Raw genomic sequence first — 12,450 nt, forward strand, 5'->3', positions numbered from 1 at the left:
AGGAAGGCCGCCGGTCGCCGGTGCGCGGACACCGCCGGGGCCCCACGGCGGCGGAACCGGAGGGCGAGCCCTCCGGCGTGCGGAACAGGTGGGCGAGCCCCCTGGTGTGCAGCAAGTCGGGCATGCGGTGGCCGGCGTCGTGGGCACCGCATGCCCGGACTGTTCAGCCGGGCCTGCGCAGCGATTCGCTGAGGCGGGCCGCGGCATCCACGATGGCCTGCGCGTGCATCCGGCCGGGGTGGCGGGTCAGCCGCTCGATGGGGCCGGAGACGGAGACGGCGGCCACCACGCGGTTGGAGGGGCCGCGTACGGGCGCGGAGACGGAGGCGACGCCCGGCTCCCGCTCGCCGATCGACTGGGCCCAGCCCCGGCGCCGTACGCCCGAGAGCGCGGTGGCGGTGAACCGGGCGCCCTGGAGGCCGCGGTGCAGCCGCTCGGGCTCCTCCCAGGCCATCAGGATCTGTGCCGCGGAGCCCGCCTTCATCGGCAGCGTGGAGCCGACCGGCACGGTGTCACGCAGGCCGGAGAGGCGTTCGGCGGCGGCGACGCAGATGCGCATATCGCCCTGGCGCCGGTAGAGCTGGGCGCTCTCGCCGGTCACATCGCGTAGGTGAGTGAGTACCGGGCCCGCAGCCGCGAGCAGCCGGTCCTCGCCCGCGGCTGCGGCGAGCTCGCCCAGCCGCGGGCCGAGGATGAAACGGCCCTGCATGTCGCGGGCCACCATGCGGTGGTGCTCGAGAGCCACCGCGAGCCGGTGCGCCGTGGGGCGCGCGAGACCGGTCGCTGAGACCAGCCCGGCGAGGGTGGCCGGACCGGACTCCAGAGCGCTCAGTACCAGAGCTGCCTTGTCGAGAACGCCGACGCCGCTAGAGTTGTCCATGCGTCGATACTCACGTCTCAGAGTGTGAAACGCAAGTTCAATTTTCCCAGCGACCCGCCAACCTTGGGAGACGGCCGCCACATTTCAGTGGTGGGGACTGGTCTCGACATGTGGTCGGCGGCGCTGCCGGCCGGAGGGAATGCGATGGGACGCACACTCGCGGAGAAAGTCTGGGACGACCATGTCGTCAGGCGCGCGGAAGGCGAGCCGGACCTTCTCTTCATCGATCTGCACCTGCTCCACGAGGTGACCAGTCCGCAGGCGTTCGACGGCCTCCGCAAGGCCGGCCGGACCGTGCGGCGCACGGATCTGACCATCGCGACCGAGGACCACAACACCCCCACGCTCGACATCGACAAGCCCATCGCCGACCCGGTCTCCCGCACCCAGTTGGAGACGCTGCGCAAGAACTGTGCGGACTTCGGAGTACGGCTGCACCCGCTCGGCGATGTCGAGCAGGGCGTTGTCCACGTCGTGGGACCGCAGCTGGGACTGACCCAGCCGGGGATGACGGTGGTCTGCGGCGACAGCCACACCTCCACGCACGGTGCGTTCGGCGCGCTGGCCTTCGGGATCGGCACCTCGCAGGTGGAGCATGTGCTCGCCACCCAGACACTGCCGATGGCGCCGTTCAGGACCATGGCGGTCACCGTGAACGGCGAGCTGCCCGAGGACGTCACCGCCAAGGACCTGATTCTCGCCATCATTGCCAAGATCGGCACCGGCGGCGGCCAGGGCTATGTGATCGAGTACCGCGGCGAGGCCATCGAGAAGCTGTCGATGGAAGCCCGGATGACGATCTGCAACATGTCCATCGAGGCGGGCGCCCGCGCCGGGATGATCGCCCCGGACGAGACCACCTTCGCCTACGTCCAGGGCCGCGAGCACGCCCCCCAGGGCGCCGACTGGGACGAGGCCGTCGCCTACTGGAAGACGCTGCGCACCGACGAGGACGCCGTCTTCGACCACGAGGTCGTCATCGACGCGGCCGAGCTGGCACCGTTCGTCACCTGGGGCACCAACCCCGGCCAGGGCGCTCCGCTGTCGCACGCGGTGCCCGACCCGGCCTCCTTCCAGGACGCGAGTGAGCGGTACGCAGCCGAGAAGGCCCTGGACTACATGGGGCTGACCGCCGGTCAGCCGCTGCGCGAGGTCTCCGTCGACACCGTCTTCGTCGGCTCGTGCACCAACGGCCGTATCGAGGACCTGCGTTCGGCCGCCTCGGTGCTGGAAGGCCGCAAGGTCGCCGACAGCGTACGGATGCTGGTGGTCCCCGGCTCCGTACGGGTGGCGCTGCAGGCCGTCGAGGAGGGCCTGGACAAGGTGTTCACCGCGGCGGGCGCCGAGTGGCGGCACGCGGGCTGCTCGATGTGCCTGGGCATGAACCCCGACCAGCTCCAGCCGGGTGAGCGCGCCGCCTCCACCTCGAACCGCAACTTCGAGGGCCGGCAGGGCAAGGGCGGCCGTACCCATCTGGTCTCGCCCCAGGTGGCGGCGGCCACTGCGGTGCTGGGCCACCTGGCCTCGCCGGCCGACCTGGCTGACGTACGCGAACCGGCTGTTGCCTGACGGGGCCGACGGGCCGAAGAAGCTCAAGGGAGACGAAGAGATGGAAGCCTTCACCACACACACCGGCCGGGCCGTCCCGCTGCGCCGCAGCAATGTCGACACCGACCAGATCATCCCGGCCCACTGGCTCAAGAAGGTCACCCGCGACGGCTTCGAGGACGGCCTGTTCGAGGCGTGGCGCAAGGACCCGGAGTTTGTGCTCAACCAGCCCGCCTACCAGGGCGGAACGGTGCTGGTCGCAGGCCCCGACTTCGGCACGGGCTCCTCCCGCGAGCACGCCGTGTGGGCGCTGCAGAACTACGGCTTCAAGGCCGTCATCTCCTCGCGGTTCGCCGACATCTTCCGCGGCAACTCGCTCAAGAACGGCCTGCTCACAGTGGTGCTGCCGCAGGAGATGGTGGACGCGCTGTGGGAGCTGGCCGAGGGCGACCCGGCCACCGAGGTGACCGTGGACCTGGTGCGGCGCAAGGTCGTGGCGCCCGGTGTCGAGGCGGACTTCGAACTGGACGAGAACGCCCGCTGGCGGCTGCTGGAAGGGCTGGACGACATCAGCCTCACCCTGAAGAACGAGGACGCCATCGCGGACTTCGAGAAGTCCAGGGCCTCCTTCAAACCGCGCACACTCGCCGCCTGAGGCACCCTCAAAGCGCTGCTGCGCCACCGCGCCCCCGCCGCATCCGGCGGGGGCGCGGTGCTGTGTGCGGCGCGTGATGGCGATGCGGCTGTATGCGGCACGTATGCGCGCACACGTGCGCTCACGAATGACGTGAATTAGTCTTGACGTCGGCTCCTGTCGCACTAAGGCACAGTGCCGCGCGCGACTCGCCCGCACGACTCGACGCGAGGTGTCAACAAAGGCTCTGCCCAGCGGAGTTGGTGCCTACACCTCGCAACGTCCCCGCCCTACGCTGACCCGCTGGAAGCGACAACTCACCCCAGATGGCACAATCACCGCATGGAACGCGACGGTCAACTGGAGCTCTACGACCGACTCGCCGCCCGACTCAAGGAAGCGCACTCCCGGGTGCGCTCCCCGCAAATTCCGCAGAGCGCACGGGTGCCGTTGACCCGGAGGCTGCTCGTCATCACCGCGGCTTCCAAACACGATCTCGCCGACGCCGAACGGCGTCTGGAGCGCCTGATGGCCGACGTCGACGAGGGGCGATTCAGCGCAGGGCAAGGGGACGTGTGCGCGGACGGAACTCCGTGACGGGCGAGTTCGTTGCGGCACAAGGGTGATTCGCCCGTTTCGTGTTTGATTTGCGGTATATATCTGCCTAACGTGCGAAAAAGCTGAACACATTCGTTCCGGCAATGTCTCCGAAGGGGAAGACGTGAACAAGGCGCAGCTCGTTGAAGCTATCCAAGATGACCTCGGTGGACGTCAGCAGGCCGCGGATGCGGTCGATGTAGTCCTGGACGCGATCGTTCGCGCGGTCGTCGCCGGTGAGCGTGTTTCGGTCACCGGCTTCGGCTCTTTCGAGAAGGTCGACCGACCGGCCCGTTACGCCCGCAACCCGCAGACCGGCGAGCGGGTGCGGGTCAAGAAGACCTCCGTACCGCGCTTCCGCGCCGGTGCGGGCTTCAAGGACCTGGTGAGCGGAGCGAAGAAGCTCCCCAAGAACGATGTCGCGGTCAAGAAGGCCCCCAAGGGCAGCCTCTCCGGTGGCACCGCCACCAAGAAGGCCACGGCCAAGAAGGCGGGCGCCAAGAAGACCACGGCCAAGAAGGCCGCACCGGCCAAGAAGACGACGGCCAAGAAGGCCGCACCGGCGAAGAAGACCACGGCGAAGAAGGCTCCGGCGAAGAAGACCACCGGCGCAAAGAAGACCACCGCCAAGAAGGCCCCGGCCAAGACCACGGCCAAGAAGGCCCCGGCGCGCAAGACCACCGCCACCAAGGCGCCCGCGCGTAAGACGTCGGCACGCAAGACCACCGCGAAGAAGACCACGTCGCGCAGGAGGTAAGCCGGTCGCTGCGCAGACAGCGACGAAACGATCCCTCCCATGGGCGGCACCGCCGCCGGTGGGGCAGCAACACCCATGAGCGGCTGCAGGCCGCAACGCCAGCGCCGGGCCGGGCTCCCTCGGGGGAGCCCGGCCCGCGGCGTGTTTCCGGGCGTCCGCCTGTGCGTTCCCGCGGAGTCGGCCCCGGACGGGCCGCCCTCACATCGTCTGGAGCGTCACCAGGGTGATGCGGCGGGATCCGGTTTCGCCCTCGGTTTCGCCCTCGAGTTCGATGCGGACCCGTTGCCCGGGGCGTAGCAGGCGCAGGCCGCCCGCGTCGAAGGCGGGGGCCTCGAAGGGGAGCGGGGTGCCGTCGTCCAGCAGCACGCTGCCGGACCGGGACTCCGGGTCGTAGGTGTACGCCGTGGCCTGCATACCGGCAGCCTAGCGGCCCGGCCCAGGGACGGGCCCGGCCAGCAGCGCCGAGGTGAATTCGCCGACACCCAGTGCGAGCGCGGCTCGCAGGTCCTCAGGCGTGTCCACGTCCTGCCGCACGCTGGAAACGCCCGAGACGGGCAGTTCCACCGCGCCCGAGGCCCGGTGCCTGGCCCGTGAGGGGCCGCCGAAAGCGGGGGAAAGCTCGGTCTGCGGCAGCGCCGTCAGCACAGTTGTGCCGATTTCCGCGGCGTCGGGAAGAAAAGCACGGGAAAATCCGGAAGCCGCATTCAGTACCCGCTCCAATTCCGCGGGCCGTAGCGCGGGGAGATCGGCGTTCAGCGCTGCGACGGCCGCAGCGGGGTCCGTGGCTCGCGCGGCCGCGGCTCCGTGTGTCAGCGCCGCGTTCAGCCCGTCGCCCGGCAGATCGGGCACCGGGCGCGCGCCAAGGGCACGCAGTTCGCCGGCGGCCAGCGGATCGTCCGTGACAACCACCACATCGCGCACCGCCGGGCAGGCGAGCGCCGCGCCGACGGTGTCCTGCGCGAACGCCAGCGCCAGCTCGGGCAGTGCGGGGCCCGCCGCGGCGCCCGCGAGCCGGCTCTTGGCCCGGGAGAGCGGCTTCAACGGCACCACAAGAGTCCACGTCACGGGCGTCACATGTGGCTTCATCGGCCCCATTCTCGCCTGCTGCCGGGCGGCGCGACGGGGGTGGGGTTACCGTGTGCCCCACAGTTGAGCACGGACAGTGTGCTCGACAGCGAGGCAGTCCGCGGCGACACTTGTGCGGTTGTCGATTTGCCCCCAGAGGAAGGGCCCCACAAGGAGCCCCCTAAGGAGATGGTGTCCGGGTGTCCCGCCAAACCGTGTCCGCCCCGGGAGCAACCCCAGGACCATCGGCCGGAAAAGCCGAGCCGAAGGGGGCGCGCAATGCCGGGGAGTGACGGTAAACGCAGGAGGATCGGCTTCTGGTACCGCCTTGCGGCGTTCCTGCTGAAACCACCGCTGGTCCTGCTCTTCAAGCGGGACTGGCGCGGAATGGAGCACATTCCGCAGGACGGCGGCTTTATCACCGTCGTCAACCACAACTCGTATCTCGACCCGCTCTCCTACGCGCACTTCCAGTACAACACCGGCCGCGTCCCGCGGTTCCTGGCCAAGGTGGGGCTGTTCAAGGGCGGATTCGTGGGCGCCGCGATGCGCGGCACCGGGCAGATCCCTGTGTACCGCGAGTCCGCCGACGCGGTGGGCGCCTTCCGGGCGGCCGTGGAGGCCATCGAGAAGGGCGAGTGCGTCGCCTTCTACCCGGAGGGCACCCTCACCCGCGACCCGAAGATGTGGCCGATGACCGGCAAGACCGGCGCCGCCCGCGTCGCGCTGATGACCAGGGCGCCCGTCATCCCGGTCGCACAGTGGGGCGCCAACCTCGCGATGCCGCCGTACGCCAAGGAGAAGAAGCTGCGGCTCTTCCCGCGCAAGACCCTCACCGTGCAGGCGGGACCGCCGCTGGATCTGTCGGCGTTCTACGACCGGGAGCCCACCGCTGAGGTGCTCCGCGAGGTCACGGACGTCATGATGGATGCCGTCACCGAGCAGCTCGCCGTCATCCGCGGCGAGGCCGTGCCCGCGGAGCGGTACGACATGCGCAAGGCGGCGGTCCGCAGGCGCGAGCAGCGGGCCACCCCGGAGCACCCGCCCGAGGCACGCGAGGTGGACGCGGAGCACCAGCCGGCCGGTCAGCCGCCGGCCGCGGCCGAGGCGGCAGAGGGAGAGAAGAACGCGTGAGCCGGCAGGACAGGCGGCAGGAGGAACACCCGAGGAAGGCCGCCGTGTTCGGCACCGGCTCCTGGGGCACCGCCTTCGCGATGGTGCTCGCCGACGCCGGGGTGGAGGTCACCCTCTGGGGCCGCAGGGCCGAGGTCGTCGAGGCCATCAACACCAAGAGGCGCAACCCCGGATACCACCCCGACACCGAACTCCCCGCCGGGGTGCGGGCCACCACCGACCCCGCCGAAGCCGCCAGGGACGCGGAGTTCACGGTCCTCTCCGTGCCCTCCCAGACGCTCCGCGCCAATCTGGAGTCCTGGCGCCCGCTGCTGCACCCGGGCACGGTGCTCGTCTCGCTGATGAAGGGCATCGAACTGGGCACGGCCAAGCGGATGAGCGAGGTCATCGAGGAGGTGGCCGGGGTCCCCGCGGAGCGGGTCGCCGTGGTGACCGGGCCCAACCTCGCTCGTGAGATCGCCGCCCGGCAGCCCGCCGCCGCGGTCGCCGCCTGCGTGGACGAGGAGGCGGCACGCGCCCTGCAGAGCGCCTGCCACACGCCGTATTTCCGGCCCTACACCAGCACGGACGTGGTCGGCTGCGAGCTGGGCGGCGCCGTGAAGAACGTCATCGCGCTGGCGGTGGGCATCGCCGACGGGATGGGTCTTGGCGACAACTCCAAGGCGTCGCTGATCACCAGGGGCCTGGCCGAGACCACCCGGCTGGGCATGGCCATGGGCGCCGAGGCGCACACCTTCGCCGGGCTGGCGGGCATGGGCGACCTGGTGGCCACCTGCTCCTCGCCGCTGTCCCGCAACCACACCTTCGGCACCAACCTCGGCCGGGGCATGACCCTCCAGGAGACGATCGCGGTCACCGAGCAGACCGCGGAGGGCGTCAAGTCCTGCCAGTCCGTGCTGGACCTGGCGCGGCGGCACGGGGTGGAGATGCCGATCACCGAGACCGTGGTCGGGATCGTCCACAAGGGCAAGCCGCCGCTCGTGGCCCTCAAGGAGCTGATGTCCCGCAGTGCCAAGCCCGAACGGGCCTGAGCGCAGGCCGGACCCTGGGCCGGACGCCCGCTCGGGCGGGGTCCGCACGGGGTCCGGGCGCCACGGGGGCGTCCGCGTCGGCAGCGCGGCTACGACGCGGTAAAGTCCCAGCGATATGAGCAGCCAGAGCCCCGCACCCAAGCCCCGAGTCGCCGTCGTCTTCGGCGGACGCAACTCAGAGCACCAGATCTCCGTCCTCACGGCCGGCGCGGTGCTCGGCGCCATCGACCGCGAAAAGTACGAGGTGCTGCCCATCGGCATCACCGCGGACGGCCGCTGGGCGCTGGCAGCCGACGATCCGGCCCGGATGGCCATCGAGGACCGCAAGCTGCCCACCGTTGAGCAGCTGTCCGAGTCCGACACCGGCGGGGTGCAACTGCCCCTCTCGCCCGGCAGCCGCGAGGTCGTGCACACCGAGCCCGGGCAGATGCCGAAGGCGCTGGGCGAGATCGACGTCGTCTTCCCCGTACTGCACGGCCCGTACGGCGAGGACGGCACCCTCCAGGGGCTGCTGGAGCTGGCCGGGGTGCCCTATGTCGGCTCGGGGGTGCTCTCCTCGGCCGTCGGCATGGACAAGGAGTACATGAAGCGGATCTTCACCTCCTTCGGGCTGCCGGTCGGCCCGTACGTCACCGTGCGGCCCCGGGAGTGGGAGACCGACCCCGCCGCGGCGCGCAAGAAGATCGTGGACTTCGCCTCCGAGAACGGCTGGCCGGTCTTCATCAAGCCCGCCCGCGCCGGCTCCTCCGTGGGCATCACCAAGGTCGACGACCTGGGCGGGATGGAGGAGGCGGTCGAGACCGCCAGGCGGCACGACCCGAAGATCATCGTGGAGTCGCTGCTGCGGGGCCGTGAGATCGAGTGCGGCGTCCTGGAGTTCGAGGACGGCCCGCGCGCCAGCGTCCCCGCCGAGATCCCGCCGGTCAGCGACCACGACTTCTACGACTTCGACGCGAAGTACATCGACTCGGCCTCCGGTATCGTCCCCGCGCCGCTGACCGACCAGGAGACCGCACGGGTGCAGGAGCTGGCCGTACGTGCCTTCGAGGCGGCCTCCTGCGAGGGGCTGGTGCGGGCGGACTTCTTCCTGTGCGAGGACGGGGAGTTCGTCATCAACGAGATCAACACGATGCCGGGCTTCACGCCCATCTCGATGTACCCGCGCATGTGGCATGAGAGCGGCGTCAGCTACCCCGAACTGATCGACCGCCTCATCCAGTCGGCCCTCAACCGCCGGACGGGGCTGCGGTAGGGGCCGCTCAGCCCTTCTTCGGCACCGCGCTCTCGACCGCGTCGCTCAGGTCCGCCAGCGCTTCGACCTCGGGCTTGTAGTCGTCCGGAACGGTCAACTCCACATAGGCGACGCGCTTGGTGGTCGTGAAGCGGTAACCGCCGTCCTGCTTCTCCATCAGCCAGGACACCTGGTTCACCTCAGCCGCGTCGGCGGTGGGGTTGTACTCTTCGTTGCCAGGAGTGAGCTTGGCGGGCTTGGGCACGCCGCAGCGCAGCTCGATGGCCGGGTCGCCCCACACGGCGGTGTAGTCGGAGGCGGGGTCGGCCTCGCCGCGCCGTTGTCCGTCGACCCGCTTCGGCAGCGCGTCGTGCAGCGCTCGGCACACCTTCGCGGCCCGGCCTGAAGGGCTGGGCGGGGTGGGGCCCGCGTCGCCGGTGACCGAGCAGCCTGCCGTGACCAGGGAGGCCAGGGCGATCAGCGCGCCCACCGCGGCAGCGGGGGCGGCGGAGGTGGAACGAGGGGAGGCAGCCCGGCGTCGAATGCTCACCGGGCGAGCATACGGGGGGCCTAGAGATGGACGATGGGGCAGGTCAGGGTGCGGGTGATGCCGTCCACCTGCTGGACCTTGGCGACCACCATGCGACCGAGGTCGTCCATGGTGTCGGCGCGGGCGCGCACGATCACATCGTACGGACCCGTTACATCCTCGGCCTGGATCACGCCGGGGATCTTGGAGACGATCTCTGCGACGGTCGAAGCCTTGCCAACTTCGGTCTGAATCAAGACGTACGCCTGGACCACGGAACCTCCTCGGGGGCTGCGAGGATCATGCGGGGCGAGAGAGAAACGCCACCGTACCGCGTCCCCCCTGCCACCGGGAGACCGCCGGGCCGCCGTCATGGCGGCCGGACGGCCGGCAGCGACCGGGGGCGGGGCCGGGACAGCGGGTGGGCGCGGCAGGCAGGGACGGACCCGGGACGGCAAGCCGGGACGGGCCGGGATGGCCGGCCGTCGGCGGGGCGTACCGCGGCGGGTGGCCGGCGGACCGGACAGACACGCAGCACGCGCGGGTGGACGACGCGCGGGAATGCACGAGATGAGCGAAGTGAGCGAAGGGGCACTGCAATGCGGGATGTGAACGGCGGTACCGCCTCCGAGCCTGCGCAGCCCGCGGCGGAGGCCCCCTACGGCCCCGCGCGGCTGACCAAGGGCACCGTGGGGCAGCTGGGGGAGTTCGGTCTCATCAGGGAGCTGACCTCGCGGCTGACCAGCACTCCGGCCGTACGGATCGGCCCCGGGGACGACGCCGCGGTGGTGGCGGCCCCGGACCGGCGGGTCGTCGCCAGCACCGACATCCTCATCGAGGGGCGGCACTTCCGGCGCGACTGGTCGACGGCGTACGACGTGGGCCGCAAGGCCGCGGCGCAGAACATGGCCGACATCGCCGCCATGGGCGCAGTCCCCACCGCGCTGCTGCTCGGTCTGATCGTCCCCGCCGACCTCCCGGCTAACTGGCCGACCGAACTGATGGACGGCATCAGGGACGAGGCGCAGGTCGCCGCCTCGGCCGTGGTCGGCGGCGATGTGGTGCGCGGCGACAGCATCGCCGTCTCCATCACGGCACTGGGCGATCTGCGCAACCGCGAGCCGGTCACCCGTTCCGGCGCCCGGGCCGGCGACGTCGTGGCCGTCACCGGCTGGCTGGGCTGGTCGGCCGCCGGGCACGCGGTGCTCTCCCGCGGCTTCCGCTCGCCCCGTGCCTTTGTGGAGGCACACCGCCGCCCCGAGCCGCCGTACCACGCCGGGCCCGCGGCCGCCGGGCTGGGCGCGACCGCGATGACCGACGTCAGCGACGGCCTGATCGCCGACCTGGGGCACATCGCGGAGGCCAGCAAGGTACGGATCGACCTCCGCTCGGCCGACCTCGACATTCCCGCACAGATGGCCGACATCGGGCAGGCCGTGGGCGTCGACCCGCTCCAGTGGGTGCTCACCGGGGGCGAGGACCACGCCATCGTCGCCACCTTCCCCCGCGACCAGAAGCTCCCGGCGCGCTGGCGGGTCATCGGCGAGGTGCAGGGTGCCTCCGCGCGCCCGCGCGTGACCGTGGACGGCGCGCCCTGGGCGAAGGCGGGCGGCTGGGACCACTTCTCCGACGAAGCGGAGCGCTGAGTACCGTCGTCCCCATGGACGATGTGAACTCCCGCGCCGGCGCGCCGCCCCGCGTGCTGACCGTCGCCGGGTCCGACTCCGGCGGCGGTGCCGGCATCCAGGCCGATCTGAAGACGATGCTCGCGCTCGGCACCCACGGCATGAGCGTGGTCGCGGCCGTCACCGCGCAGAACTCCCTCGGGGTGCAGGGCTATTGGGAGCTCCCGGTGGAGGCCGTACGCGCGCAGTACCGCAGCGTCGTCGACGACATCGGGGTGCAGGCCGTCAAGACGGGGATGCTCGCCTCGGCCGCGCTCGTGGAGACCGTCGCCGAGCTGCTGGCCGGAACCGGGGCACCAGTGGTCGTCGACCCGGTGGGGGTCTCCAAGCACGGGGACCCGCTGCTGGCCGGCGACGCCGTGGAGTCGGTGCGCAAGGCGCTGCTGCCGGTCGCCACCGTCGTCACGCCCAACCTGGACGAGGTCACACAGCTCACGGGCGTCCGGGTCACCGACGAGACGGGACTGCGCGAGGCAGCGGCAGCCGTGCTCGCCCACGGGCCGCGCTGGGCGCTGATCAAGGGCGGTCACCTGCCCGGCGAAGCCGTCGACCTGCTCACCGACGGCACGGAGGAGCACTGGCTGCGCGCTCCCCGCCACGACAACCGGCACACTCACGGCACAGGCTGCACGCTGGCCAGCGCTCTGGCCTCGTATCTGGCCAAAGGGCTGCCGGTGGCGCAGGCCGCGCGGGCGGCGAAGGAGTACACGACGGGCGCCATCACGGCGGGCTTCCCGCTGGGTGCGGGGCTGGGCCCCGTGGACCACGGGTGGCGGCTGGGCGAGCGGGGCTGAAACCGACCGGGCCTGTGCGCGTCAGGCCCTGTGCAGGCGTCCGGACAACACAAAAACCGGCCCGCACAAGCGGGCCGGTTCTGCGTTCGGCTCTCGGCGTGAGCCGCGCTGCGTTACGTCGAGGACGTCAGCGCGACACCTTGCCGGCCTTGATGCACGAGGTGCAGGCGTTGAGGCGCTTCGGCGTCCCGCCGACCACGGCACGCACGCGCTGGATGTTCGGGTTCCAGCGACGGCGGGTGCGGCGGTGCGAGTGGGAGATGTTGTTGCCGAACTCCGGCCCCTTGCCGCAGACGTCGCAGTTCGCAGCCACGGGTCACTCCAAAGACTTCAGATGCACGTACGGTGAATCCCGGCGACGCAGGACCAGATGACCGGCTGTGCCAGGGAGATCGTTGCCGACCGGACCGAAACATCCGGATCAGGCAACCGGAGCAGCATACAACGGACGGTATCGAACAGCGAAACCCCGGTCTCCGTCCCCGCCCCGACCTGGGCTTGTGCCCGGTCCCGCACTAGCCTTCCCGCAACGCCGCCGGTCGCGTCCCCGGTCGCTGTGGGCGGG

The 12,450-nt window shown here is 71.0% G+C and carries 15 protein-coding genes; 9 read left to right on the forward strand and 6 right to left on the reverse strand.

Annotated features, from left to right (window positions below):
• Positions 1-163: 163 nt before the first annotated feature.
• Entirely contained in the window at positions 164-880 is a 717-nt protein-coding gene (gene ndgR, locus ITI46_RS02815; RefSeq protein ID WP_099884559.1) for an IclR family transcriptional regulator NdgR, read from the reverse strand.
• Positions 881-1,024: 144 nt separating this feature from the next.
• On the opposite strand from ndgR, the gene leuC reads away from it, so the two are divergent.
• The 4 genes from leuC (at position 1,025) to ITI46_RS02835 (ending at position 4,416) form a co-directional block, all read left to right on the forward strand.
• Entirely contained in the window at positions 1,025-2,449 is a 1,425-nt protein-coding gene (gene leuC, locus ITI46_RS02820) for a 3-isopropylmalate dehydratase large subunit (RefSeq protein ID WP_209237748.1), read from the forward strand.
• A gap of 40 nt (positions 2,450-2,489) precedes the next feature.
• A complete protein-coding gene (gene leuD, locus ITI46_RS02825; RefSeq protein WP_209237749.1) occupies positions 2,490-3,083 on the forward strand; it encodes a 3-isopropylmalate dehydratase small subunit in 594 nt (197 codons plus the stop codon).
• Between the two features lie 321 nt (positions 3,084-3,404).
• Complete coding sequence (locus tag ITI46_RS02830; protein WP_209237750.1) at positions 3,405-3,659, forward strand: SCO5555 family protein; 255 nt, start codon at positions 3,405-3,407, stop codon at positions 3,657-3,659.
• A gap of 124 nt (positions 3,660-3,783) precedes the next feature.
• Positions 3,784-4,416 carry an HU family DNA-binding protein gene (locus tag ITI46_RS02835; protein ID WP_209237751.1) on the forward strand — a complete coding sequence of 211 codons (633 nt, stop codon included), beginning with the start codon at positions 3,784-3,786 and terminating at the stop codon, positions 4,414-4,416.
• A gap of 198 nt (positions 4,417-4,614) precedes the next feature.
• On the opposite strand, the gene ITI46_RS02840 is transcribed toward ITI46_RS02835, so the two are convergent.
• Both ITI46_RS02840 and cofC read right to left on the reverse strand, forming a co-directional pair.
• A complete protein-coding gene (locus ITI46_RS02840) occupies positions 4,615-4,830 on the reverse strand; it encodes a hypothetical protein (protein ID WP_209237752.1) in 216 nt (71 codons plus the stop codon).
• Between the two features lie 9 nt (positions 4,831-4,839).
• Entirely contained in the window at positions 4,840-5,481 is a 642-nt protein-coding gene (gene cofC, locus ITI46_RS02845; RefSeq protein ID WP_307808039.1) for a 2-phospho-L-lactate guanylyltransferase, read from the reverse strand.
• A gap of 279 nt (positions 5,482-5,760) precedes the next feature.
• On the opposite strand from cofC, the gene ITI46_RS02850 reads away from it, so the two are divergent.
• The 3 genes from ITI46_RS02850 to ITI46_RS02860 all read left to right on the forward strand — a co-directional run bounded on the left by ITI46_RS02850 (position 5,761) and on the right by ITI46_RS02860 (position 8,898).
• Entirely contained in the window at positions 5,761-6,615 is an 855-nt protein-coding gene (locus tag ITI46_RS02850; RefSeq protein WP_209237754.1) for a lysophospholipid acyltransferase family protein, read from the forward strand.
• Positions 6,612-7,646, forward strand: a complete 1,035-nt coding sequence (locus tag ITI46_RS02855) for an NAD(P)H-dependent glycerol-3-phosphate dehydrogenase (protein ID WP_209237755.1) — start codon at positions 6,612-6,614, stop codon at positions 7,644-7,646. The genes ITI46_RS02850 and ITI46_RS02855 overlap by 4 nt, the downstream gene beginning before the upstream one ends.
• Before the next feature lie 115 nt (positions 7,647-7,761).
• Positions 7,762-8,898 carry a D-alanine--D-alanine ligase family protein gene (locus ITI46_RS02860; RefSeq protein WP_209237756.1) on the forward strand — a complete coding sequence of 379 codons (1,137 nt, stop codon included), beginning with the start codon at positions 7,762-7,764 and terminating at the stop codon, positions 8,896-8,898.
• A 7-nt stretch (positions 8,899-8,905) separates the two neighbouring features.
• Here ITI46_RS02860 and ITI46_RS02865 read toward each other — a convergent pair whose 3' ends face one another.
• Positions 8,906-9,427, reverse strand: a complete 522-nt coding sequence (locus ITI46_RS02865) for a DUF3515 domain-containing protein (RefSeq protein ID WP_307808040.1) — start codon at positions 9,425-9,427, stop codon at positions 8,906-8,908.
• A gap of 20 nt (positions 9,428-9,447) precedes the next feature.
• Positions 9,448-9,681, reverse strand: a complete 234-nt coding sequence (locus ITI46_RS02870) for an Lrp/AsnC family transcriptional regulator (RefSeq protein ID WP_209237757.1) — start codon at positions 9,679-9,681, stop codon at positions 9,448-9,450.
• Between the two features lie 324 nt (positions 9,682-10,005).
• Here ITI46_RS02870 and ITI46_RS02875 point away from each other — a divergent pair, with 324 nt between their 5' ends.
• Both ITI46_RS02875 and thiD read left to right on the forward strand, forming a co-directional pair.
• On the forward strand, positions 10,006-11,052 hold the full coding sequence (locus ITI46_RS02875; protein ID WP_209237758.1) for a thiamine-phosphate kinase: 1,047 nt from the start codon (positions 10,006-10,008) through the stop codon (positions 11,050-11,052).
• 14 nt (positions 11,053-11,066) lie between these two features.
• Positions 11,067-11,885, forward strand: coding sequence for a bifunctional hydroxymethylpyrimidine kinase/phosphomethylpyrimidine kinase (gene thiD / locus ITI46_RS02880; protein ID WP_209237759.1), 819 nt, complete (start codon positions 11,067-11,069; stop codon positions 11,883-11,885).
• 127 nt (positions 11,886-12,012) lie between these two features.
• On the opposite strand, the gene rpmB is transcribed toward thiD, so the two are convergent.
• Positions 12,013-12,198: a 50S ribosomal protein L28 gene (gene rpmB / locus ITI46_RS02885; RefSeq protein ID WP_016470082.1), complete on the reverse strand. Its 186-nt coding sequence runs from the start codon at positions 12,196-12,198 to the stop codon at positions 12,013-12,015.
• Positions 12,199-12,450 lie beyond the last annotated feature (252 nt).

This window comes from Streptomyces oryzae (genome assembly GCF_017676365.1).
Taxonomy (GTDB): Bacteria; Actinomycetota; Actinomycetes; order Streptomycetales; family Streptomycetaceae; genus Streptomyces; species Streptomyces oryzae.

Coding starts and splice junctions, on each gene's coding strand:
- ndgR (WP_099884559.1), bottom strand. CDS start 880: ATGGACAACTCTAGCGGCGTCGGCGTTCTCGACAAGGCAGCTCTGGTA.
- leuC (WP_209237748.1), top strand. CDS start 1,025: ATGGGACGCACACTCGCGGAGAAAGTCTGGGACGACCATGTCGTCAGG.
- leuD (WP_209237749.1), top strand. CDS start 2,490: ATGGAAGCCTTCACCACACACACCGGCCGGGCCGTCCCGCTGCGCCGC.
- ITI46_RS02830 (WP_209237750.1), top strand. CDS start 3,405: ATGGAACGCGACGGTCAACTGGAGCTCTACGACCGACTCGCCGCCCGA.
- ITI46_RS02840 (WP_209237752.1), bottom strand. CDS start 4,830: ATGCAGGCCACGGCGTACACCTACGACCCGGAGTCCCGGTCCGGCAGC.
- ITI46_RS02850 (WP_209237754.1), top strand. CDS start 5,761: ATGCCGGGGAGTGACGGTAAACGCAGGAGGATCGGCTTCTGGTACCGC.
- ITI46_RS02860 (WP_209237756.1), top strand. CDS start 7,762: ATGAGCAGCCAGAGCCCCGCACCCAAGCCCCGAGTCGCCGTCGTCTTC.
- ITI46_RS02875 (WP_209237758.1), top strand. CDS start 10,006: ATGCGGGATGTGAACGGCGGTACCGCCTCCGAGCCTGCGCAGCCCGCG.
- thiD (WP_209237759.1), top strand. CDS start 11,067: ATGGACGATGTGAACTCCCGCGCCGGCGCGCCGCCCCGCGTGCTGACC.